At 71.6% G+C, this 23543-nt stretch carries 19 protein-coding genes and 1 riboswitch; of the genes, 15 read left to right on the forward strand and 4 right to left on the reverse strand.

The genetic code is table 11. The features are described from left to right. From OG485_RS44110 to OG485_RS36265, 11 genes are all read left to right on the forward strand, one after another. Window positions 1–132, forward strand: coding sequence for a DUF6380 family protein (locus tag OG485_RS44110; protein WP_443048971.1), 132 nt, complete (start codon window positions 1–3; stop codon window positions 130–132). Then, window positions 129–1535: a hydroxysqualene dehydroxylase HpnE gene (hpnE, locus tag OG485_RS36220; protein WP_328672759.1), complete on the forward strand. Its 1407-nt coding sequence runs from the start codon at window positions 129–131 to the stop codon at window positions 1533–1535. The genes OG485_RS44110 and hpnE overlap by 4 nt, the downstream gene beginning before the upstream one ends. Before the next feature lie 14 nt (window positions 1536–1549). Then, complete coding sequence (locus tag OG485_RS36225; protein WP_326790707.1) at window positions 1550–2662, forward strand: polyprenyl synthetase family protein; 1113 nt, start codon at window positions 1550–1552, stop codon at window positions 2660–2662. Window positions 2663–2814: 152 nt separating this feature from the next. After that, window positions 2815–4818 carry a squalene--hopene cyclase gene (shc, locus tag OG485_RS36230; RefSeq protein ID WP_328672760.1) on the forward strand — a complete coding sequence of 668 codons (2004 nt, stop codon included), beginning with the start codon at window positions 2815–2817 and terminating at the stop codon, window positions 4816–4818. A 1-nt stretch (window position 4819) separates the two neighbouring features. Beyond that, complete coding sequence (locus OG485_RS36235) at window positions 4820–5461, forward strand: phosphorylase family protein (RefSeq protein ID WP_328672761.1); 642 nt, start codon at window positions 4820–4822, stop codon at window positions 5459–5461. Between the two features lie 5 nt (window positions 5462–5466). Further along, entirely contained in the window at window positions 5467–6489 is a 1023-nt protein-coding gene (hpnH, locus tag OG485_RS36240) for an adenosyl-hopene transferase HpnH (protein WP_328552270.1), read from the forward strand. 4 nt (window positions 6490–6493) lie between these two features. Then, window positions 6494–7651, forward strand: coding sequence for a flavodoxin-dependent (E)-4-hydroxy-3-methylbut-2-enyl-diphosphate synthase (ispG, locus tag OG485_RS36245; RefSeq protein WP_328672762.1), 1158 nt, complete (start codon window positions 6494–6496; stop codon window positions 7649–7651). Window positions 7652–7678: 27 nt separating this feature from the next. Next, window positions 7679–9631 (forward strand): 1-deoxy-D-xylulose-5-phosphate synthase, encoded by a 1953-nt coding sequence (gene dxs, locus OG485_RS36250; RefSeq protein WP_328672763.1) that lies wholly within the window; start codon window positions 7679–7681, stop codon window positions 9629–9631. Further along, window positions 9628–11028 (forward strand): aspartate aminotransferase family protein, encoded by a 1401-nt coding sequence (locus OG485_RS36255; RefSeq protein WP_328672764.1) that lies wholly within the window; start codon window positions 9628–9630, stop codon window positions 11026–11028. The genes dxs and OG485_RS36255 overlap by 4 nt, the downstream gene beginning before the upstream one ends. 144 nt (window positions 11029–11172) lie before the next feature. Beyond that, on the forward strand, window positions 11173–11811 hold the full coding sequence (locus OG485_RS36260; protein WP_328672765.1) for a helix-turn-helix domain-containing protein: 639 nt from the start codon (window positions 11173–11175) through the stop codon (window positions 11809–11811). A gap of 26 nt (window positions 11812–11837) precedes the next feature. Further along, on the forward strand, window positions 11838–11954 hold the full coding sequence (locus OG485_RS36265; protein WP_037618597.1) for a DUF6126 family protein: 117 nt from the start codon (window positions 11838–11840) through the stop codon (window positions 11952–11954). Between the two features lie 22 nt (window positions 11955–11976). On the opposite strand, the gene OG485_RS36270 is transcribed toward OG485_RS36265, so the two are convergent. Continuing rightward, a complete protein-coding gene (locus tag OG485_RS36270; protein ID WP_328672766.1) occupies window positions 11977–12774 on the reverse strand; it encodes a tyrosine-protein phosphatase in 798 nt (265 codons plus the stop codon). A 641-nt stretch (window positions 12775–13415) separates the two neighbouring features. Continuing rightward, window positions 13416–13578, forward strand: a riboswitch (cyclic di-AMP (ydaO/yuaA leader). 4 nt (window positions 13579–13582) lie between these two features. On the opposite strand from OG485_RS36270, the gene OG485_RS36275 reads away from it, so the two are divergent. After that, window positions 13583–14569, forward strand: coding sequence for a M23 family metallopeptidase (locus tag OG485_RS36275; protein WP_328672767.1), 987 nt, complete (start codon window positions 13583–13585; stop codon window positions 14567–14569). Between the two features lie 271 nt (window positions 14570–14840). Continuing rightward, window positions 14841–15626, forward strand: a complete 786-nt coding sequence (locus OG485_RS36280) for an SGNH/GDSL hydrolase family protein (protein WP_328674785.1) — start codon at window positions 14841–14843, stop codon at window positions 15624–15626. Between the two features lie 219 nt (window positions 15627–15845). On the opposite strand, the gene OG485_RS36285 is transcribed toward OG485_RS36280, so the two are convergent. The 3 genes from OG485_RS36285 to OG485_RS36295 form a co-directional block, all read right to left on the reverse strand. Then, window positions 15846–16466 carry a TetR/AcrR family transcriptional regulator gene (locus OG485_RS36285; RefSeq protein WP_328672768.1) on the reverse strand — a complete coding sequence of 207 codons (621 nt, stop codon included), beginning with the start codon at window positions 16464–16466 and terminating at the stop codon, window positions 15846–15848. 137 nt (window positions 16467–16603) lie between these two features. Beyond that, on the reverse strand, window positions 16604–17785 hold the full coding sequence (locus OG485_RS36290) for a glutamate dehydrogenase (RefSeq protein WP_328672769.1): 1182 nt from the start codon (window positions 17783–17785) through the stop codon (window positions 16604–16606). Further along, window positions 17782–19401, reverse strand: a complete 1620-nt coding sequence (locus tag OG485_RS36295; protein ID WP_328672770.1) for a thiamine pyrophosphate-binding protein — start codon at window positions 19399–19401, stop codon at window positions 17782–17784. The genes OG485_RS36290 and OG485_RS36295 overlap by 4 nt, the downstream gene beginning before the upstream one ends. Window positions 19402–19811: 410 nt before the next feature. On the opposite strand from OG485_RS36295, the gene OG485_RS36300 reads away from it, so the two are divergent. Next, window positions 19812–21029 (forward strand): MBL fold metallo-hydrolase, encoded by a 1218-nt coding sequence (locus tag OG485_RS36300; RefSeq protein WP_328672771.1) that lies wholly within the window; start codon window positions 19812–19814, stop codon window positions 21027–21029. A gap of 346 nt (window positions 21030–21375) precedes the next feature. Continuing rightward, window positions 21376–23493, forward strand: coding sequence for a sensor histidine kinase (locus OG485_RS36305; protein WP_328672772.1), 2118 nt, complete (start codon window positions 21376–21378; stop codon window positions 23491–23493). The last annotated feature ends 50 nt before the right edge of the window (window positions 23494–23543 follow it).

Here is a 23543-nt window from a genome sequence, read left to right on the forward strand (position 1 = left end):
ATGGGCCGCGGTGACGCGGCCGGCGAAAAGTGGCAGGCAACCCTCCGGAGCCGGGTGGCGTCCCTGACTGCAACGGCCTGCCGTGGAGCGTTCGACGACCCCGGCGCGGCCGCGGGGGAGGGTGCGTCATGAGCGAGGCCGAGTCCACGGACGACTCCGGCCGGACCGCCGCCGTGGTGATCGGCGGTGGACTCGCCGGGATCACCGCCGCGCTCGCGCTGGCCGACGCCGGGCTCCGGGTGACCCTGCTCGAAGGGCGGCCGCGCCTCGGCGGTCTCGCGTTCTCCTTCCAGCGCGGCGAGCTCACCGTTGACAACGGACAGCATGTGTTCCTGCGCTGCTGCACCGCCTACCGCTGGTTCCTCGACCGCGTCGACGGGACCGCGCTCGCGCCTCTGCAGGATCGTCTCGACGTGCCCGTTCTCGACGCGGAGGCACCGGCGGGACGACGGCTCGGCAGAATCGGCCGCGGCGCGCTGCCCGTTCCGCTGCACCTCGCGCGCAGCCTCGCGACCTATCAGCACCTCTCGCTCGCCGAGCGTGCCAAGGTCGGCCGTGCCGCGCTCGCGCTCAAGGGCCTGGACCTCAACGATCCGGCGCTCGACGCGCAGAACTTCGGCGACTGGCTCGCCGGGCACGGTCAGTCGCGACGTGCCGTCGAAGCACTGTGGGACCTCGTGGGGGTCGCCACCCTCAACGCGGTGGCCCAGGACTCCTCGCTCGGGCTCGCCGCGATGGTGTTCAAGACGGGTCTGCTGTCCGACCCGGGCGCGGCCGACATCGGCTGGGCGCGCGTCCCGCTGGGCGAACTGCATGACACCCTGGCCCGCAAGGCGCTCGACTCCGCGGGCGTACGTACCGAGACCCGTACACGCGTCACCTCCGTCTCCCCTTACGAGAACGGCCGTTGGAGCGTTCAGGTTCCCGGCGAGCGCATCGAGGCCGACACCGTCGTCCTCGCCGTGCCCCAGCGCGAGGCCCACGAGCTCCTGCCCGAGGGGGCGCTCGACGCCCCCGAGCGGCTTCTGGACATCGGCACCGCGCCGATCCTCAACGTCCACGTCGTCTACGACCGCAAGGTCCTCACCGCGCCGTTCTTCGCGGCCCTGGGCTCCCCGGTGCAGTGGGTCTTCGACCGCACCGAGGCGTCCGGACTCCGGGAGGGGCAGTACCTGGCGCTGTCGCAGTCGGCCGCCCAGGACGAGATCGACGAGCCCGTCGCCGTACTCCGGGAGCGGTATCTGCCGGAGCTGGAGCGGCTGCTGCCCGGTGCGCGCGGCGCCGGGGTGAAGGACTTCTTCGTGACCCGGGAGCGCACCGCGACGTTCGCTCCCGCCCCGGGCGTCGGGCGGCTGCGGCCCGGTGCCCGTACCAAGGCCCCCGGCCTGTACCTGGCCGGAGCGTGGACCGCCACAGGGTGGCCCGCGACCATGGAGAGTGCGGTTCGCAGTGGAGTCGGTGCGGCAAAGGCCGCGCTGGGCGCCCTGGGCCGGCCCCGCGACCACCTCCTCGGACTCTTCGAGGAGGCGGCATGACGCTCGACCGGAGCATGGCAGGCCCCCGCACCCCCGGTTCCGTAACAAGAGGAGAGATTGTGCCCACTGTGCCCCCGGCCGAAACGGCTGCCGACGCGGTGGACGTGACCGCGCTCCTGGAGCGCGGCCGGACCCTGGCCACACCGGTGCTCAAGGCGGCTGTCGACCGGCTGGCGCCGCCCATGGACACCGTCGCCGCCTACCACTTCGGCTGGATCGACGCCGAGGGCAACCCCGCGGACGGCGACGGCGGCAAGGCGGTGCGCCCCGCGCTCGCCGTGCTCTCCGCGCAGGCCGCCGGCGCGGCCCCCGAGGTGGGCGTCCCCGGCGCGGTCGCCGTCGAGCTGGTGCACAACTTCTCGCTGCTGCACGACGACCTGATGGACGGCGACGAACAGCGCCGCCACCGCGACACGGTCTGGAAGGTGCACGGCCCCGCCCAGGCGATCCTGGTCGGCGACGCCCTGTTCGCGCTGGCCAACGAGGTCCTGCTGGAGCTCGGCACCGTCGAGGCCGGCCGGGCCACCCGGCGCCTGACCACCGCCACCCGGGCCCTGATCGACGGCCAGGCCCAGGACATCTCCTACGAGCACCGCGACCGCGTCAGCGTCGAGGAGTGCCTGGAGATGGAGGGCAACAAGACCGGCGCCCTGCTCGCCTGCGCCTGTTCCATCGGCGCGGTCCTCGGCGGCGCCGACGACCTCACCGCCGACACGCTGGAGCGCTACGGCTACCACCTCGGCCTGGCCTTCCAGGCCGTCGACGACCTCCTCGGCATCTGGGGCGACCCGGAGGCCACCGGAAAGCAGACCTGGAGCGATCTGCGCCAGCGCAAGAAGTCCCTGCCGGTCGTGGCCGCGCTCGCGGCGAGCGGCCCCGCCTCCGAGCGCCTCGGCGAGCTGCTCGCCGAGGACGCCAAGGCCAGCGACTTCGAGAACTTCTCCGAGGAGGAGTTCGCCGTGCGCGCCGCGCTCATCGAGGAGGCGGGCGGCCGCGAGTGGACCGCCCAGGAGGCGCGCCGCCAGCACGCGATCGCCATCGAGGCGCTGGACGCCGTGCCGATGCCCGAGCAGGTACGCGCCCAGCTCGTGGCGCTGGCCGACTTCGTCGTCGTGCGGAAGAGATGATCGTTATCGGTCGAATAAACCTCGCGTAGTCGCCGGCCGGTGCCTTTCCCAAGCTTCGAACCTCGTTCGAGCGGGGGGATATCCATCCGAACGAACGCACCGGCCGACGGCGGACCCACAGCAGAGACACACCACTGCACGAAGGGGAAGCCATGACAGCGACGACCGACGGAAGCACCGGGGCCCTGCCGCCCCGCGCTGCCTCGGCCAGCGAAACCCCGTATCGGACCACTCCCGAGGCGGCCGGGACAGTCGAGACCCGAGACGCCGCCACGCGCGCCATGGAGCGTGCCACGGACTTCCTGCTCGCGCGGCAGGACGCCCAGGGCTGGTGGAAGGGCGACCTCGAGACGAACGTCACCATGGACGCCGAGGACCTGCTGCTCCGTCAGTTCCTGGGAATCCGCGACGAGCCGACCACCCGCGGCGCGGCGCTGTTCATCCGCGGCGAGCAGCGCGAGGACGGCACCTGGGCCTCCTTCTACGGCGGTCCGGGCGAGATCTCCACCACCATCGAGGCGTACGTCGCCCTGCGGCTGGCCGGGGACGCCCCGGACGAGGCGCACATGGCGAAGGCGTCCGCGTGGATCCGCGAGCGCGGCGGCATCGCCGCGGCCCGTGTCTTCACCCGGATCTGGCTCGCCCTCTTCGGCTGGTGGAAGTGGGACGACCTCCCCGAACTCCCGCCGGAGCTCATCTACTTCCCGAAGTGGATGCCGCTGAACATCTACGACTTCGGATGCTGGGCGCGGCAGACCATCGTGCCGCTCACCATCGTCTCGGCGACGCGTCCGGTGCGCCCCGCGCCGTTCCCGCTGGACGAACTGCACACCGACGCGCGCAACCCCAACCCGGTCGGACCGCTCGCCCCCGTGACCAGTTGGGACGGCGCCTTCCAGCGTCTGGACAAGGCGCTGCACCAGTACCGCAGGGTCGCGCCGCGCGCCCTGCGCAGAGCGGCGATGAACACGGCGGGCCGCTGGATCATCGAGCGCCAGGAGAACGACGGCTGCTGGGGAGGCATCCAGCCGCCCGCCGTCTACTCGGTCATCGCGCTGCATCTGCTCGGCTACGACCTCGAACACCCGGTGATGCGTGAGGGGCTGGCCTCGCTAAACCGTTTCGCCGTGTGGCGCGACGACGGCGCGCGGATGATCGAGGCGTGTCAGTCGCCGGTGTGGGACACCTGCCTGGCCACCATCGCGCTGGCCGACGCGGGAGTGCCCGCCGACCACCCGCAGCTCGTCAAGGCCGTGGACTGGATGCTCGGGGAGGAGATCGTCCGGCCCGGCGACTGGTCGGTCAAACGGCCCCAACTGCCGCCGGGCGGCTGGGCGTTCGAGTTCCACAACGACAACTACCCCGACATCGACGACACCGCGGAGGTCGTCCTCGCACTGCGCCGCGTCCGGCATCACGACCCGGACCGCGTCGAGAACGCCATCGGACGCGGGGTCCGCTGGAATCTCGGCATGCAGTCCAAGGACGGCGGCTGGGGCGCGTTCGACGTCGACAACACCAGTGCCTTCCCCAACCGGCTGCCGTTCTGCGACTTCGGGGAGGTGATCGACCCGCCCTCCGCGGACGTGACGGCGCACGTGGTGGAGATGCTGGCGGTCGAGGGGCTCACCCATGACCCGCGTACCCGCCGGGGTATCGAGTGGCTGCTCTCCCATCAGGAGCCGAACGGCTCCTGGTTCGGGCGCTGGGGCGTCAACTACGTCTACGGGACAGGGTCCGTGGTCCCGGCGCTCGCGGCGGCGGGACTGCCCGGCTCGCACCCGGCGATCCGCCGGGCGGTGGCCTGGCTGGAGTCCGTGCAGAACGAGGACGGAGGCTGGGGCGAGGACCTGCGCTCCTACGACGACATCGACGGATGGAGCGGACGCGGCGCCTCGACCGCCTCCCAGACCGGCTGGGCCCTGCTCGCCCTGCTCGCCGCGGGGGAGCACGACTCCAAGGCCGCCGAGCGCGGGGTGGTCTGGCTCGCGGAGACGCAGCTGCCCGACGGCACCTGGGACGAGCCGTACTTCACGGGGACCGGCTTCCCGTGGGACTTCTCGATCAACTACCACCTCTACCGCCACGTCTTCCCGCTCACCGCGCTCGGCCGCTACGTCCACGGAGAGCCCTTCTCCGCGGCCGAGGGGGGCTGATATGGACAGGACGGCCGCCCCGGCCCCGCTTCTGATCGCCTGCGCGCTCGGCATCGAGCACCTCGCCCTGCGCAGTGGCGACCGGAGCGGCGCCGGCGGGCCGGTCACCGTGCTGCGTACCGGCATGGGACCCAGGGCCGCCGACCGGTCGGTCACCCGGGTGCTGGCCGACCCGGTGCTGGCCACGGCGGCCGTGCTCGCCACCGGTTTCTGCGCGGGGCTCGCCCCGGGCATGCACCCCGGTGACCTGGTCGTCGCCGAGGAGACCCGCGACCCGGGCGGCACCACGCCGTGTGTGGGCACCGATCTGCTGGTCAAGGAACTCGCCCGCGCCGTGCCGGGCCGCACCGTCCACACGGGGCCGCTCACCGGCTCCGATCACGTCGTCCGCGGTCACGAGCGCTCCGGTCTGCTCGCGACCGGAGCCATCGCCGTCGACATGGAGTCGGCGGCCACGCTGCTCGGCGCGGTCCGCTCGGGAACCCGTCCCGTTGCGGCCGTCCGGGTGGTCGTGGATGCTCCAGAACATGAACTCGTCCGAATCGGCACGTTTCGCGGTGGAATATCAGCCTTCCGCGTTCTTCGTTCCGTTCTTCCCGCTTTTTTCGAATGGCACCGTTCTTTGTCGCTCCCTCGGAGGTGAGCCGTATGGCCATGCCGCTTCGGCAGTCCATGAAGGTCGCTGCATACCTGTTTGAACAGAAGCTAAGGAAGCGGGACAAGTTCGCCCTGCTCGTCGAGCTGGAACCGCTCTTCGCGTGCAACCTCGCGTGCGAGGGCTGCGGCAAGATCCAGCACCCCGCCGGTGTGCTCAAGCAGCGCATGCCGGTCGCCCAGGCGGTGGGCGCGGTCCTCGAATCCGGTGCGCCGATGGTGTCCATCGCCGGCGGTGAGCCGCTGATGCACCCTCAGATCGACGAGATCGTGCGGCAGTTGGTGGCGAAGAAGAAGTTCGTCTTCCTCTGCACCAACGCGATGCTGATGCGCAAGAAGATGGACAAGTTCAAGCCCTCGCCGTACTTCGCCTGGGCCGTCCACATCGACGGGCTGCGCGAGCGGCACGACGAGTCCGTCGCGAAGGAAGGTGTCTTCGACGAGGCCGTCGAGGCGATCAAGGAGGCCAAGCGCCGCGGCTTCCGGGTCACCACCAACTCGACCTTCTTCAACACCGACACCCCGCAGACCATCATCGAGGTGCTCAACTACCTCAACGACGACCTGAAGGTCGACGAGATGATGCTCTCGCCCGCCTACGCCTACGAGAAGGCCCCCGACCAGGAGCACTTCCTCGGCGTCCAGCAGACCCGGGAACTGTTCAAGAAGGCCTTCGCGGGCGGCAACCGGCGCCGCTGGAGGCTCAACCAGAGCCCGCTCTTCCTGGACTTCCTGGAGGGCAAGGTCGATTTCCCGTGCACCGCGTGGGCGATCCCGAGCTACTCGCTCTTCGGCTGGCAGAAGCCCTGCTACCTGATGAGCGACGGGTACGTGCAGACGTACAAGCAGCTCCTGGAGGAGACCGACTGGGACTCCTACGGCCGCGGCAAGGACGACCGGTGCGCGAACTGCATGGCGCACTGCGGCTACGAGCCGACCGCGGTCCTCGCCACCATGGGCTCCCTCAAGGAATCCATCCGGGCCGCCCGCGAGACCTTCACGGAAAGCCGGGGGTGACGTCATGACCGCCGTTTCCCTGGGCCTCCCAGAGGTACCGCTCCGGCCGATCGCGGAGCGCCGTGTGACGCGGCGGATCCAGGTCGGACCGGTGGCGGTCGGCGGCGGGGCGCCCGTGTCCGTCCAGTCGATGACCACGACCCGTACGTCGGACATCGGCGCCACACTCCAGCAGATCGCCGAACTGACCGCGTCCGGCTGCCAGATCGTCCGTGTCGCCTGCCCCACGCAGGACGACGCGGACGCGCTCGCGACCATCGCCGAGAAGTCGCAGATCCCGGTGATCGCGGACATCCACTTCCAGCCGAAGTACGTGTTCGCGGCCATCGACGCCGGCTGCGCGGCGGTGCGGGTGAACCCCGGCAACATCAAGCAGTTCGACGACAAGGTGAAGGAGATCGCGCGGGCCGCCCAGGGCGCCGGAATTCCGATCCGGATCGGCGTGAACGCCGGCTCGCTCGACCGGCGTCTGCTGGAGAAGTACGGCAGGGCGACGCCCGAGGCGCTCGTGGAGTCGGCGCTGTGGGAGGCCTCCCTCTTCGAGGAGCACGGCTTCCGGGACATCAAGATCTCGGTCAAGCACAACGACCCGGTCGTCATGGTCAACGCCTACCGGCAGCTGGCCGCCCAGTGCGACTACCCGCTGCACCTCGGCGTGACCGAGGCGGGTCCCGCGTTCCAGGGGACCATCAAGTCCGCCGTGGCGTTCGGGGCGCTGCTCAGTGAGGGCATCGGCGACACCATCAGGGTCTCGCTGAGCGCGCCGCCCGCCGAGGAGTGCAAGGTCGGCATCCAGATCCTGGAGTCGCTCGGACTGCGGCAGCGACGGCTGGAGATCGTCTCCTGCCCGTCCTGCGGGCGGGCCCAGGTCGACGTGTACAAACTGGCCGACGAGGTCACGGCCGGTCTGGAGGGGATGGAGGTCCCGTTGCGCGTCGCGGTCATGGGCTGCGTCGTCAACGGTCCCGGCGAGGCACGGGAGGCGGACCTGGGAGTCGCCTCCGGCAACGGCAAGGGGCAGATCTTCGTCAAGGGCGAGGTCATCAAGACCGTCCCCGAGTCGAAGATCGTCGAGACCCTCATCGACGAGGCGATGAAGATCGCCGCGCAGATGGAGAACGACGGCGTCGCGTCCGGAGAACCGGCCGTCACCGTGAGCTGATCAGCACGGACCGAGAGGGGGCCCGACGTGACGATTCTGGAGAACATCCGGGGACCACGCGACCTGAAGGCGCTGTCCGAGGCGGAAATCGGTGAACTGGCCGAAGAGGTGAGGGAGTTCCTGGTGCACGCGGTCGCCAGGACCGGAGGTCACCTCGGACCCAATCTGGGAGTGGTGGAACTGTCCATCGCCCTCCACCGGGTCTTCGAGTCGCCCTTGGACCGCATCCTGTGGGACACCGGCCATCAGAGCTACGTACACAAACTGCTGACAGGGCGTCAGGACTTCTCCAAGCTGCGCGGCAAGGGCGGCCTCTCCGGCTATCCCTCCCGCGAGGAGTCCGAGCACGACGTCATCGAGAACAGCCACGCCTCCACGGCGCTCGGCTGGGCGGACGGGCTCGCCAAGGCCCGGCAGGTGCAGGGCGAGAAGGGCCACGTCGTCGCGGTCATCGGCGACGGCGCGCTGACCGGCGGCATGGCCTGGGAGGCGCTCAACAACATCGCCGCGGCCAAGGACCGGCCCCTGATCATCGTCGTCAACGACAACGAACGCTCCTACGCCCCCACCATCGGCGGCCTCGCCAACCACCTCGCGACCCTGCGGACCACCGACAGCTACGAGCAGGTCCTCGCCTGGGGCAAGGACGTCCTGCTGCGCACCCCTCTCGTCGGCAACACGATCTACGAGTCGCTGCACGGCGCGAAGAAGGGCTTCAAGGACGCGTTCGCGCCGCAGGGCATGTTCGAGGACCTCGGGCTCAAGTACGTCGGTCCCATCGACGGTCACGACGTGGGAGCCGTGGAGTCCGCGCTGCGCCGGGCGAAACGCTTCCACGGTCCCGTGCTCGTCCACTGCCTGACGGAGAAGGGGCGCGGCTACGAACCCGCGCTCGCGCACGAGGAGGACCACTTCCACACGGTCGGCGTGATGGACCCGCTCACCTGCGAGCCCCTCGCACCGTCCAACGGCCCTTCCTGGACCTCCGTGTTCGGCGACGAGATCGTCAGGATCGGCGAGGAGCGGGCGGACGTCGTGGCCATCACGGCGGCCATGCTGCATCCGGTCGGGCTCGGGAAGTTCGCCGAGCGGTTCCCCGACCGGGTGTGGGACGTCGGCATCGCCGAGCAGCACGCCACGGTGTCCGCCGCCGGACTCGCGACCGGCGGTCTGCATCCCGTCGTCGCCGTGTACGCGACCTTCCTCAACCGGGCCTTCGACCAGCTCCTCATGGACGTCGCGCTGCACCGCTGCGGTGTGACCTTCGTCCTCGACCGGGCCGGGGTCACCGGCGTCGACGGCGCCTCGCACAACGGCATGTGGGACATGTCGATCCTCCAGGTCGTGCCCGGCCTCAGGATCGCCGCTCCGCGCGACGCCGACCAGTTGAAGGCCCAGCTCCGGGAGGCGGTCGCCGTGGACGACGCGCCGACCCTGATCCGCTTCCCGAAGGAGTCCGTCGGTCCGGTGATCCCCGCGGTGGACCATGTGGGCGGGCTCGACGTCCTGCACCGGGGCGAGCGCCCGGAGGTCCTGCTCGTCGCGGTCGGCGTCATGGCCCAGGTCTGCCTCCAGACCGCCGACCTGCTTCAGGCCCGCGGCATCGGCTGCACCGTCGTCGACCCGCGCTGGGTCAAGCCCGTCGACCCGGCGCTGCCCCACCTCGCCGCCGAACACCGGCTCGTCGCCGTCGTCGAGGACAACAGCAGGGCCTCGGGCGTCGGCGCCGCCGTCTCGCTGGCCCTCGGGGACGCCGAAGTCGACGTGCCCGTAAGACGGTTCGGCATCCCCGAGCAGTTCCTCGCGCACGCCAAGCGGTCCGAGGTACTGGCCGACATCGGGCTCACGCCCGTGGAGATCGCCGGACGGATCAGCGCCGGGCTGGCCATCAGGGACGAGCGGGCCAAGGCCGCCTACGAGCCGATCGAGGCCGCCGACCGGCCGGCCGAGAAAGTGTCGTCCAAGGAGAAACAGGAATGACCGACCCTGCCCAGAAGGGGGAGTTCGACCTCGGCGCGCTCCTCGCCGAGCGCGGAGCCGAGCGCTACGAACTGCACACGAAGTACCTGAACCACCAGCTCCCGCGCATGCTGCACACCATCGGCTTCGACAAGGTCTACGAGCGGGCCGAGGGCGCGCACTTCTGGGACGCCGACGGCAACGACTACCTGGACATGCTCGCCGGCTTCGGGGTGATGGGCCTCGGCCGCCATCACCCCGTCGTCCGGCGGGCGTTGCACGACGTCCTGGACGCCTCGCTCGCCGACCTCACCCGCTTCGACTGCCAGCCGCTGCCGGGCCTGCTCGCGGAACGGCTGCTCACCCACAGCCCGCACCTGGACCGGGTGTTCTTCGGCAACAGCGGTACGGAGGCGGTCGAGACCGCGCTGAAGTTCGCCCGGTACGCCACCGGCCGACCGCGGATCCTGTACTGCGCGCACGCCTTCCACGGCCTGACCACCGGCTCCCTGTCCGTGAACGGCGAGGACGGCTTCCGCGACGGCTTCGCACCGCTGCTGCCCGACACGGCCGTCCCGCTCGGTGATCTGGACGCCCTGGCAAGGGAGTTGAAGAAGGGCGACGTCGCCGCGCTCATCGTGGAGCCGATCCAGGGGAAAGGCGTCCACGAGTCCCCGCCCGGATATCTGCGTGCCGCCCAGGAGTTGCTGCACCGGCACAAGGCACTGCTCATCGCGGACGAGGTGCAGACCGGCCTCGGCCGGACCGGGGACTTCTACGCCTACCAGCACGAGGAGGGGGTCGAACCGGACCTGGTGTGTGTCGCCAAGGCGCTCTCCGGCGGATACGTGCCGGTCGGCGCGACCCTCGGAAAGGACTGGATCTTCAAGAAGGTCTACTCCTCCATGGACCGGGTCCTCGTGCACTCGGCGAGCTTCGGCTCCAACGCACAGGCCATGGCGGCGGGGCTCGCGGTGCTCTCCGTGATGGAGAACGAGCAGACCGTCGCCCACGCACGGATCACCGGGGAACTGCTGAAGTCCCGGCTGGCGGCCCTGGTCGACCGCTACGAGCTGCTCAGCGAGGTGCGCGGGCGGGGTCTGATGATCGGCATCGAGTTCGGCCGGCCCGCGTCGCTCAAGCTGCGCGGCCGCTGGAGCATGCTGCAGGCCGCGCGCAAGGGTCTGTTCGCGCAGATGGTCGTCGTGCCGCTGCTCCAGCGGCACCACATCCTCACCCAGGTCTCCGGCGACCACCTGGAGGTGATCAAGCTGATCCCGCCGCTGGTCATCGACGAGCGGGATGTCGACCGGTTCGTGGAGGCCTTCACCGCGGTGATGGAGGACGCGCACAACGGCGGCGGGCTGATGTGGGACTTCGGGAAGACGCTGGTGAAGCAGGCGGTGGCGAACCGCTGAGACCCGGCCGCACCGGCGGTCGCCGCGAGGCTCGCGGGCGCGACCGGCGAGGCGGCCCGGGTGCGGTGGACCGTGTCCGGCGAGGTTCTTTGCCTCTGGGGCAAGAAAATTGCCCCAGAGGTAATTGTTTGGCTCAATGGTCCTATGAGCCCTGCCGACACAGGGGCGGCCGACGAGCCGTCCGCCGAGCTGCACGCCGTGGCGCCCCGGCTCCGCGCCCTGCGCCGCAGCGCCTCCCTCACGCTGGAGGCAGCCGCCCGCGCGGCCGGACTCTCGCCCGCCCATCTCTCCCGGCTGGAGACCGGACAGCGCCAGCCCTCGCTGCCGATGCTGCTCACGCTGGCCCGTGTCTACGGTACGACGGTCTCGGAACTGCTCGGCGAGGCGGTCCCCGACCGTGACGCGATCGTACGGGCCGCCGCCATGGAACCGGCCCCGGCCGGGGGCTGGACCTACTGGCAGGCGGGCTCCGCGGGCCGCGGCATGCAGGCGCTGCGCGTGCACGTCCCCTACGGTTCGCAGGGCGACATCGTGCGCGTCCACCCGGGCGAGGAGTGGCTGTACGTCCTCCGGGGGCGGCTCAGTCTGCGCCTCGGGGACACCGCGCACGTCCTCGCTCCGGGAGACAGCGCCCACTTCGACTCGCTGACCCCGCACCGCATCGCCGCCGCCGAGCGCGACGGAGCCGAGCTCCTCTTCGTACACACCCTGCTGCAGAGCCCCGTCGCCGCGCTGTGCCTCGGCCCGGCGACGGGCCACCCCACCTCGGGAGAGACGTCATGACCGAACCCACAGAACGCCGCCGCTCCATGGAGGACAGGTTCCCGCGCGCCCTGTGGGTGCGGCTGATCATCTACGTCGCCGTCGGCCACCTGTTCGCGGCCTTCATCTACCTGCTCTTCACGCTGGGCGCGCAGAACCAGTAGGGAACCCGGTCCGGCGGGCGGCTCAGTCCAGGAGCCGCCCGCGCAGGCGCTCCCGCAGCTCCGGCGTCAGTCCCAGGCCCTGCTCCAGATAGACCTCGACGCTGCCCCAGGTCTCCTCGATCGTCTCGAAGGCGGCTGTCAGGTACGCGGCGCGCGCGTCGAACAGCGGGCTGAGCAGTTCCATCACCTCGGGGGAGTAGGCGCCGGCCGAGGAGCCGTTGCGGTGCACCTTGTAACGGCGGTGCGCGGCGTTCGACTCCAGGTAGTCGGCCACGATCGCCTCACGCTCGACGCCGAGGGCGAGCAGGGTGACCGCGATGGACAGCCCGGCGCGGTCCTTCCCCGCCGCGCAGTGCATCAGCGCGGGCACGCTGTCGTCGGCCAGGGCGTGCAGCACCTGGGAGTGCTCGGCCGTGCGTTCCTTGATGATCGTGCGGTAGGAGTTGATCATCCGGTTCTCGGCCTTGCCGTCGCCGAGGATCGCGCGCAGCTGGTCGAGATCGCCGTCGCGGACCATCTTCCAGAACTCGCTGCCGTCCGCCGGGTCGCTCAGCGGGAGGTTCACGTTCCGCACGCCCGGCAGTTCGACGTCCGGGCCCTCCAGCTTCTGGTCCGCGGCATTGCGGAAGTCGAAGATCGTGTGGAGACCCAGAGAGGCGAGGAACGCGGCGTCCTCCTCCGTGGCGTGGGCGAGGTGGCCGCTGCGGAACAGGTGCCCATAACGCACTCGCCGGCCGTCCGCGGTGGGCAGTCCGCCCACGTCGCGGAAGTTGCGCACTCCGCCGAGATCGGGCTCGGTCGACGGGACCTGCTGCGTCACGGGGGCTCCTCCCATTCGGCCGCCGGCGTCGCCGTGCTGGACTCGGCGCCGCTCGTCGGCAGTTGTACCGGCTCGCGCTCCCGACGATACGACATGGGTTCCTCGGGCAATGAGTTGTCCACGGCCGACGACTTCCGGACGGAACGCCCTGGAAGCGGCGCATTGCGACATCTGACGTCGAGTGCGTGTTCGAATTCTGCGATGGATCGGTCGCACGCCTCCGGCCGTATCGGCCCCGTGGGGCAATTGAGGCGAAACGCGGCATTCGGGAGTGCCGTTTTGTGCGCCATTCCGAGCAGGGGTCCGAATGTGCCGGATATCCGCGCGTGCAGCATCTGTCTGTTCTGTCCGAATAGGTGCCTTCGTGGCAACTGGCCCTGGAATAGGGCGCCCTGGGGTGAGTCGCGTGAGGAGCGTCATATTCGTGACGATGCGTTGCCGTCCTCATTTCTCAACCTGCCCGGATTTTCAGGTGGGTTGAGAGGCCGGGAAGATCGTCACTCCACGGAGGGTGACGGTGGTTTCCGCATGGATCAAGAAAGGCGAGCGCACAGAAACCGCACATAGTTGTCGACGCGCTCTCATGTCGCTTACGTTCTGCCTCAATCCGGACGGACGCCCAATCCTGCCGCCGCCCGGAATCCGCACACTCACCCGTACACGGCAGGAGCGGGGGACCCACAGGTTCCGCGCCTGGTCCGGTTCTTTTTCCGGAACAGGCTAGGGGTACAGCCGCGCAGCAGCGTGGCCGGGCATCTCCAGCCCGCACCCGACAGCTCACCCCGCAGGCGCCGGAGAGGAATTCGTCATGCCCGCGAAGGGTAAGCACCGCCGTCCCAAGTCCTTGCGTTTCACCCGCTCGATCGCCGTGGCCGGAACCGGTGGCGCCGCACTCGCGCTGCCCCTGATGGGAGCCACCGGCGCCCACGCCGCGACCCCGGCCACCGCCGTCGCGCACCACGTCGAGAAGGCCGCGAGCGCCGTTCCCGCGAAGAAGGCCGCCAAGGCCGCCGGGACGAAGACGTACGCGGTGAGGTCCGGGGACTACCTCTCGAAGATCGCCGACGAGCAGAACGTCAGCGGCGGCTGGAAGAAGATCTACGCCGACAACCGCTCCTCCATCGGCGGCGACCCGTCGCTGATCCACCCCGGTCTGAAGCTGTCGCTCGGCAAGAAGGCCGCCGCCCACTCGGCCACGCACTCGGCCACGCACTCGGCCACGCACTCGGCCACGCACTCGGCCACGCACTCGGCCACGCACTCGGCCACCCGGACGACCACCTCGGCGAAGTCCGGCCAGGCGACCCCGGCCGCCGACCCGGCCCCCTCCGGCAACGCTTCCACCGGCGCCGCTTCCACCGAAGCCCCTTCCACGGGTACCTCTTCCGGCTACACCCTGCCGGTCGCGAGCAGCTCCGTCGGCACCGGTTACAAGGTGGCGGGCAGCATGTGGTCCAGCGGCTACCACACGGGCGTGGACTTCGTGATCCCGACCGGCACCACGCTCAAGTCCATCGCCGCGGGCACGGTCGTCTCCGCGGGCTGGGGCGGCGCCTACGGAAACCAGGTCGTCATCCAGCACGCCGACGGCAAGTACTCCCAGTACGCCCACATGTCGTCGCTGTCCGTCTCGGCGGGGCAGACCGTCACCGAGGGGCAGCAGATAGGTCTCTCCGGCGCCACGGGCAACGTGACCGGACCGCACCTGCACTTCGAGATCCGCACCACGCCGGACTACGGCTCCGACATCGACCCGGTCGCGTACCTGCGCTCGCACGGTGTCGCCGTGGGCTGACACCCCCCGCCTCCTGCTCCTGACGGCAGGAAGACCTCCGAAGGCCGGACCCCACGATCCCCCGGGTCCGGCCTTCGGTGTGCCCGCGGCAACGGCCTCTGGGCGATCGCTGCCTCAACATCCTTGACGCGAGCCCTATTCCAGAGTTGACCAATGCTTGGCGAGTGGCTTATCTCACCGGCCGTCAACCCTTCCCTACGGTCGCGTAGCTCACATCAAAAGGTGAATCATGCTCCATGTGGCAGACGATTCGAAGAGTGACAACAGATCAGTGATCGGGTCGTACGTGGCGGTGGGGGACAGCTTCACCGAGGGCGTCGGCGACCCTGGGCCCGACGGAGCGTTCGTCGGCTGGGCGGACCGGTTCGCGGTACTTCTCGCGGACCGCAGGCCCGAAGGCGATTTCGACTACACCAACCTTGCCGTGCGCGGCAAACTGCTCGACCAGATCGTCGAGTCCCAGCTCCAGAGGGCCAAGGAACTCGGCCCGGACCTGGTCTCGTTCTGCGCCGGCGGCAACGACATCATCCGCCCCGGCACCGACCCCGACGAGGTCGCCGAACGCTTCGAGCGCGCGATCGTCGACCTCACCTCCGCCGTCGGCACCGTCATGGTGACCACCGGCTTCGACACCCGTGACGTTCCCGTGCTCAAGCACCTGCGCGGCAAGATCGCCACCTACAACGGACATGTGCGTGCCATCGCGGACCGCTACGGCTGTCCCGTCCTCGACCTCTGGTCCCTGAAGACGGTCCAGGACCGCCGGGCCTGGGACGGCGACCGGCTGCACCTCTCTCCCGAGGGGCACACCCGGGTGGCGCTCCGTGCCGGACAGGTACTCGGCCTGGAGGTCCCGGCCGACCCGGACCAGCCCTGGCCGCCCCTCCCGCCGCGCGGCACGCTGGAGGTGCGCCGCGACAACATCCAGTGGGCGCGCGAGTACCTCGTCCCGTGGATCGGACGGCGGCTGCGCGGGGAGTCCTCGGGCGATCACGTCGCGGCCAAGGGCGCCCTGTCCCCGGACGACATCAAGATGCGCATCGAGTCGGTCGCCTGAGACCTGCACCGGCCCGGTCGGCGGGGCCGGCCGGGTCCGGTACCCGGGCGCCCGACCGGCCCGGCCCGGTCCCGGTGGCCGCGGTGCCCCGGGCCGGGTGCGGATCAGGAGTTCCGGTCGCTCCCGGCGGAATCCGGGACGGCCGCCCGCACGGCGGTCCACGCCGGGGAGCGGGCGAAGCGCGGTACGGGGTCGGTACGGGGCCGGGCGCCGTGCCCGCTAGCGCACCGCCGCCATCAACGCCTCGCGCTCCAGGCCCAGTTCGCGGGCGAGTGCCTCGTCCGCCCATTCCTGGGTCCGCGCCCGTGACACCGCTCCGGAGTACGCCGTCATCTGGACCGCCAGTCCGTCCAGCAGCGCCGTGAGCCTGAGGGCCGCGCTCGTGGGGTCCGGGCAGCGGAACTCGCCGGCGGCCACGCCCTCCGCGATCACCGCGGTCATCGCGGCCTTCCACTGCCGGTCGAGATCACGGGTGACCTCGCGCAGCGCGGGCTCCCGCAGGGCGACCGCCCAGCCCTCGATCCACAGGCGCCAGCCCTTGGCCTGTCCCGTCGGGGCGTACCAGCGCACGGCGGCCCGAAGGCGCCGCAGCGCCGTCGTACGGCGGCCGAGCAGCTTGCGCAGATGGGCGAGGTCGTCCTCGGCGGCGTAGGTGAACGCGGCGGCGACCAGCTTCTCCTTCGTCGAGAAGTGGTACAGCACCAGCGCGTTGCTCACGCCGAGGGCCGAGGCCACGTCGGCGATCCGTACCGCCGCGACGCCTCGCGCCTCGATCTGTTCGACGGCGGCCCGCAGCAACTCCTCACGCCGCTCCGCCACGCTCAACCGGACTCTCGCCACGCGGCAACCCTACACAGCCCGTTCGGCGGAAGCCCCGACAGGAGCGGGGGCGGCCCGGCGGCCTGCCCCGCCCGCCGTCGGTCGGGGAACTCTCCTCCCGGCAGGGAGTCGCCGCCCCCGGCCCGGCGCCGCGTTCCTCAGCGGTACCAGCCGAACCGCTCCGCGATGACCGGCAGCCGGTCGGTGACGATGGCGTGGGCGGCCGCCCGCGGGGTCGTGCCGTCGGCCTCCGCGCGCGCGAGCGTCCGGTCGATCAGGGCGCGCATGGAGCGCCTGGTGTGGGCGAACGCCTCGTCCGCGTCGGCGCCGATGTCGCCGAACAGGGTCCACCACCACCAGGCGTTCGTACCGGAGTTGACCACGACGTCGGGCAGGACGGTGATTCCGCGCGCGGCGAGCGAGCGCTCCGCGTCCTCCAGGACGGGCATGTTGGCCGCCTCGACGATCCAGCGGGCCTTGATCCTCAGCTGGTTCGTCATGTCGATCGCGTACGAGACCGCGGCGGGCACCAGGACCTCGACATCGGCGGACAGCCAGGCGTCACCGGGGAGTTCGCGGTCGGCCGGGCGCAGTACCGCGCGGTCGACCGTTCCGTACGCGTCCCGTGCCGTGAGCAGTGCCTCGACGTCGAGGCCGTCCGGGTTCGCGATGGTTCCCTTGATGTCGGCGACGGCCACGATCCTGAGTCCCGCGCGCGCGAGGAAGCGCGCGGTGGCCCCGCCCATGGTGCCGAGCCCCTGCACGGCGACCCGTGTGCCCGCGTACGGTGTCCCGGTCCGGTCCAGCGCGGCGAGCACCGACTCGGCGACACCGCAGCCGCCGACCAGTTCGTCGAGGCCGATACCGTCGACCTCGACCGCGAAGGCGTCCGCGAGCCGCTTCCGGGCCGCCGCCTCGTCGTCGAGCAGCGGGTACACGGCCTGGATGGACGAGACGAGGCCGGCCTCCGCGGCGGCCCGGTCGACCAGGTCCTGGGTGAGCCCGAGATCCTCACCGGTGGTCCAGAAGGCCTCGATGTAGGGACGCATGGCGCGCAGGTAGCGCACCAGCAGGCCGTACGCCGCCGGGTCCTGGGGATCGCAGTCGATCCCGCCCTTGGCGCCGCCCAGCGGGATGTACCGGCCCTCGGGGTTGTAGTGCAGGGCCTCTTTCATGGTCATGCCGCGGGCGAGTCCGGTGACCTCCTCCAGCGTGCAGCCCGGCCGCATCCGCAGACCGCCGCTGGAGACGCCCCGCACGAGCCGGTCGACGACGAGGAATGCCTGACGGCCGGTGACATGGTCCGTCCAGGTGAGCGTCATCAGGGGGGCGGCGGTCATGGGTTCTCCTCGGGGACGGCGATCAGGGTGGGGCCGGGGGTGCGCAGCGCCTCGGCGAGCGCGCTGCTCAGCTCGTCCGGGCCGTACGCGTGCGTGCCCTGCCCTCCGTAGGCGCGGGCCAGGGCGGGCAGGTCGACCGGAGCGAGGTCGACGGCCGTGGGCGTGTCGCCCCGGGCGGCCATCTCGTCGCGGATCTCCCCGTAGCCGCCGTTGTCGAACACCACGACGGGCAGCGGGAGGCGCAGCTGAACCGCGGTCGCCAGTTCCTGCACGGTGAACTGGAGGCCGCCGTCCCCGCTGAGCGCCACGACCTCGCGGCCGGGGCACGCCGCCTTGGCTCCGATCGCCGCGGGCAGAGCGTAGCCGAGCGTGCCGTAGCCGGTCGGGTGAAGATAGCGGCCCGCGGGGCCGAGCGGGAGGTGGGGGAGCGCTCCGTAGTAGCAGCACCGGGCGCTGTCCGAGGTGATCAGGGCGTCGTCGGCGAGGACGGAACGGAGGGCCCGCAGGTAGGGGATCCAGCGGGCGTCGCGTCCGGCGGTCTCGGCGTTCCGCGCGGCCCGCAGGGCCGCCGCCCGCCGGACGGGGTCCTCGACGGGCACGCGCGCGTGCCCGTCGGTGCCGCCGGGTCGCCCGACGGCGGCGAGCAGGGCCGTCAGGGAGAGCCGCGCGTCGCCGACGACGGCGAAGTCCGCGGCGAGCCCCGCGTACATCTGGTCCGGGTCCAGGTCCACGCGGATCAGCGCGCCGTTCAGGGCGGGCGGCGCGGACCAGAAGTCGGACTCGGCGAGTTCGGTGCCCACGGCGAGCACGGCGTCGCGTTCCGCGAGCCAGTTCCGGACCGCGGGGCTGTGCAGCGACACGCCGACGGCCAGCGGATGGGTCTCCGGGACGATCCCCTTGCCGTTGGCCGTGGTCAGGACGGGAGCGCCGAGTCGCTCGGCGAGGGCCAGGCCCGGGACGGCCGCGCCGCGCGCTCCGCCGCCGAGCACGAGCGCCGGACGGCGGGCCTCGCGCAGGGCCTCGGCGGCCCGCTCCACGGCGAGGGGCGCCGGGGCGAGGGGAAGGACGGGAGGGGTGACGCGTACGGGGCCGGTCGCTTCGGCGGTCTCCAGCAGATCGAGGGGGATCTCGATGTGCGCGGGGCGCGGCCGCCCGGTACGGAACAGGGTGAAGGCGCGGGCCACCGCCGCGTCGATCTCGGCGACCGAGGACACGCGGTGGCTGAACGCGGCCACACCCCGCAGGGCCTCCGTCTGACTGCGCGTCTCGTGCAGCAGGCCGGTCGCGAGCAGGGGGTGGCGCAGGGGCATCCCGGGGGAGACGACGAGCAGCGGCACGCTGTCCGAGTAGGCCTGGCCGACGGCCGCCGCCGCGTTCAGCAGGGCGGGTCCGCTCGTGGTGATCACGACACCGGGGCGCCCGGTCGCGCGCGCGTAGCCGTCGGCGGCGTATCCGGCGCCCTGTTCGTGGCGCGTCAGGACGTGCCGGACGCCGTACGCGGACAGGTGGCGGTAGATCTCCAGGTTGTGCGTGCCGGGAATGCCGAAGGCCCGGGTCACGCCGTGTGCGGACAGGGCCCGGACGAGGGCTTCGCCGCCGGTGAGCGTCTCACCCATCACAGGCTCCGCACGATGTACGGGGCACCCTCGGCCGTGGCCGCTTCGGCGGGGAGGTCGGACACGTTGTCTCCAGACGTGGACGGGCCGGCGCGGTCCTCGCGCCATGGGTACGAGGACCGGTCTACTGAATCGTGAGTCAGTATCGAAACGAGTGTCGGGTCATGTCAACGCACGGGACCGACGGCGCCGGGAGACACCGCGACGACCGCGTGCGAGGGGCCAAACGCCGGCGCCGGTGGCACGGCGGCGCCGGAAAAGGCCCCGCCGAGCGGAAGAAGCGGGGGTGCGGCGGGGTTGAGCACATACGGACCCGGGGCCACGGACGACGCGTTGTGACCGGGGTGACCCGGCGCTGTCAGAGGCGACGACCATAATGAAAGCCTGACCGACTCCATCTGGAGGTATCCGTGACCGGTTTCCGTACCTTGAGCTCCGGGCTCCGCGCGCTGCGGCCCGCCGCCTTCGGCGCGGATCCGGCTGGTGCGCGCATGCGCCGCATCCGCAATTCGCCGAACTTCGCGGATGGGGTCTTCCAGAACCCGGAGACCGCCCGAACCCGCCCCGACGGCTCGATGGTGGAGTTCGCGAAGGTCTACTTCCGCAGCGAGGAGCGCGCCCACCGCTCCCCGGTCGGGACCGTGCCGGTGCACGCGACGACGCTCGCCGACCTGGCCAGGCCCGCCGCGACCGGGCTGCGGCTCACCTGGATGGGGCACTCCAGCGTCCTCGCCGAGATCGACGGCCACCGCGTGCTGTTCGACCCGGTCTGGGGAGAGCGCTGTTCCCCGTTCGCCTTCGCCGGCCCCAAGCGGCTGCACCCGGTTCCCCTGCCGCTCGCCGCGCTCGGCCCGGTCGACGTCGTGGTGATCTCGCACGACCACTACGACCACCTGGACATGCCCACGATCAAGGCACTGGGCGGCACGGACACGGTGTTCGCCGTGCCGCTCGGCGTCGGTGCCCATCTGGAGCACTGGGGTATCCCGGCCGACCGGATCCGCGAGCTGGACTGGCACGAGTCGACCAGGGTCGGCGGGATCACCCTGACGGCGACGCCGGCGCGCCACTTCTGCGGGCGGGGCCTGCGCAACACCCAGCACACCCTCTGGGCCTCCTGGGTCGCCGAGGGCGACGAGCACCGGATCTACCACAGCGGCGACACCGGCTACTTCCAGGGCTTCAAGGAGATCGGCGCCGCCCACGGGCCGTTCGACGCCACGATGATCCAAATCGGTGCATACAGTGACTTCTGGCCCGACATCCATATGACGCCCCAGGAGGGGATGCGCTCGCACCTGGACCTCCAGGGCGGGCGGCCCTCCGGAGTGATGCTGCCGATCCACTGGGGGACGTTCAACCTCTCCACCCACGCCTGGAGCGACCCGGGCGAGGGCACGCTGGCGGCCGCGCGCGCGGCCGGGGCGAGCGTCGCGCTGCCCCGCCCCGGAGAGCCCTTCGAGCCGACCGCCGAGACCGTCCCCTCCGAGCCGTGGTGGCGCGGTGTGGCGCGTGCGCCGAAGGGTGGCTGGCCGGTCGTCGAGGAGGCCGTCGCCGATACACCGGGTGACATCGCCGATGGCTCGGTGGAGGGCACCGGAGAGCCCGAAACGGTGTCCGCGGGCTGATCCACCGATCTGCGGCGAGGGCCGGGGAGCACCATGCTCCCCGGCCCTCGCCGTTTGCTTGCGACCGCTTCTGACCAGCTCTGATCGAATCTGGAGCCCGGTGCGAACGTGTGTCCGGCAGGGTTATCGGTCAGCCGTGCGACGCCTCATACCAGAGCGGGACGCTGCCCAGGGGACTTTGTCAACAGCCCACCGCACCTGATGCGTTGGCGACTACTGTCAGTTGCCGACGGGCGACGCAGGGCCGTTTTTTGCGGCTCTCTCGACCGGCACCGCGATGGGGCACGCCCGAGTCGCGGAACCGCGGGAGCTCCACGCCCCCGACGCATCCAGTACGAGGACGCCGATGTCTCACCTTCGCGCACCGGCCGCACGCGCAGACCGCCGTGAGGGCGGCCGGCACGGCCGACCGGCCGCCCGCGCCACCCTCGCGCCGCCCGAGACGCACCTGCGGCCCCAGCTGCTGCGCCTCGCGGTCCTGCCGCCGACCGCCGTGGCACTGAGCGGGTGCGCCGCCGTCCTGTTCACCGTCCGCTCCACCGGCGCCCGCCCCGGCCCCGTCCTGTGGGCCGTCCTCGCCGGAGCGGTCGGCGTGGCCCTGGCCGGCATCCTGATCGCCGCCGTGGCCGCCGACCGCGCCGCCGCGTCCGTACGGGAACGCGTAGGAGCCCTGCGCCGCACGAGCGCCCGCACCGAGACCGAACTGCGCGACGTCGTCGAGGGACTGCGCCGCGGCGAGGACCCGCCCGCGCGCAGGAAGCGCCGCCGCCCGCCCGCGGACGCCGACGACTTCGAGCTGCTCGCCGCCGACCTCTCCCGTGCCCATGAGGGAGCCGTCGCCGCCGTCGTGCAGGCCGCGCAGCTCTCCAGCCGGACGGGCGACGACCAGAAGGTCGAGGTGTTCGTCAATCTGGCCCGGCGCCTCCAGTCCCTCGTGCACCGCGAGATCTCCATTCTCGACGAGCTGGAGAACGAGATCGAGGACCCGGACCTCCTCAAAGGGCTCTTCCACGTCGACCACCTGGCCACCCGCATCCGGCGTCACGCCGAGAACCTGGCCGTGCTCGGCGGCGCCGTCTCGCGCCGGCAGTGGAGCAACCCCGTCTCCATGACCGAGGTGCTGCGCTCCGCGATCGCCGAGGTCGAGCAGTACTCGCGCGTCAAGCTGGTGCCCCCGATCGACGGCACCCTGCGCGGCCACGCGGTCGCCGACGTCATCCACCTGCTCGCCGAACTCGTCGAGAACGCCACCCTGTTCTCCGCCCCGCACACCCAGGTGCTGCTGCGCGTCGACCTCGTCACCTCGGGGCTGGCCATCGAGGTGGAGGACCGCGGACTCGGCATGCAGGCGGCCGAACAGGACCGGATGAACGCCCTGCTCGCCGACCCCGACCAGGTCAATGTCGCCGGCCTGCTCCAGGACGGGCGCATCGGCCTGTTCGTGGTCTCGCAGCTCGCGCGTCGGCACGGCATCCACGTACGGCTCCGGAACAACATCTACGGCGGTGTCCAGGCCGTACTCGTGGTCCCGCAGGGCTTGTTGGGCTCGGTGCCGGACGCCGTCGAGGACGCGGGCGCGGTACAGGCGCCGCCGAACGGGACGAACGGGGGGCACCGGCCGGCCCTCGGCCCGGGGTCCGCGCACACGCCGCCGGCACAGGTCCCGGTGCTTCCCGCCGCCCGCCCGGCGGCCCCCGTGGTGCCACGGCTGCCGTCACGCGAGCCGTCACGTGAGCCGTCACGCGGGTCCTTGCCCGAGCCCGTACGAGGGGAACGGAGACCTCCGCGTGGCGTGGACGCGCCGGCCGGGGGGCGCGGTGCCAAGCCGCTTCCGGTGCGCGGCGCCCGTGCGGAGCGGCCCAACCCGGCCGAGGCCGTACCCGGCATCCGCCCCGAGGACCGGCTCACCGCCGCGGAGAACGCGGCCGTGCCGCCCACCCCGCGCACCGGCGTCGTCCGCGGCACCATGGGCAAGCCCGGCCTGCCCAAGCGGCGCGCCCAGGAGCACCTCGCTCCGCAGCTGCGCGAAGGACAGGCGCCCCGCCCGGACACGGACCACCTCGTCGGGCACGACCCGGGTCTCCTGGCGGCGTTCCAGCGCGGGATCGGGCTCGCGGAGGCCGCCCACGTGGAGCCGGCGGACCGGGAACGGCCGGAACCGTCCCAGGTCCCGTCACCGACGTGGCCGGCCGCCCCGGCCGCCTTCCCGGACCGGGCGTGCCTGGAGGAACAGGCCGGGGACAGCGCGGTCCGGGCCCCCGGGGACCTGCCCCCGGGCGCCACCGCCGACGGCCGCGACCCCCTGGACGTACCCCTGGAGGACGGCACACCGGCGGCTCACCCGGGCAGGGCGCGCGCGACGCACGCACCGGCACCGCAAGGAGCCCACGACCTCGCGTCCGGACACGACCGCACCACCCGCGACCGCACCACCCGGCACGACGGGAGCGCACCGGCCGGATGACCACCCCCACCGCCACAGCACCCACTCCCACCGCTCCCTCAGACCTTCGT

This window comes from Streptomyces sp. NBC_00328 (genome assembly GCF_036139655.1).
Classification (GTDB): Bacteria; Actinomycetota; Actinomycetes; order Streptomycetales; family Streptomycetaceae; genus Streptomyces.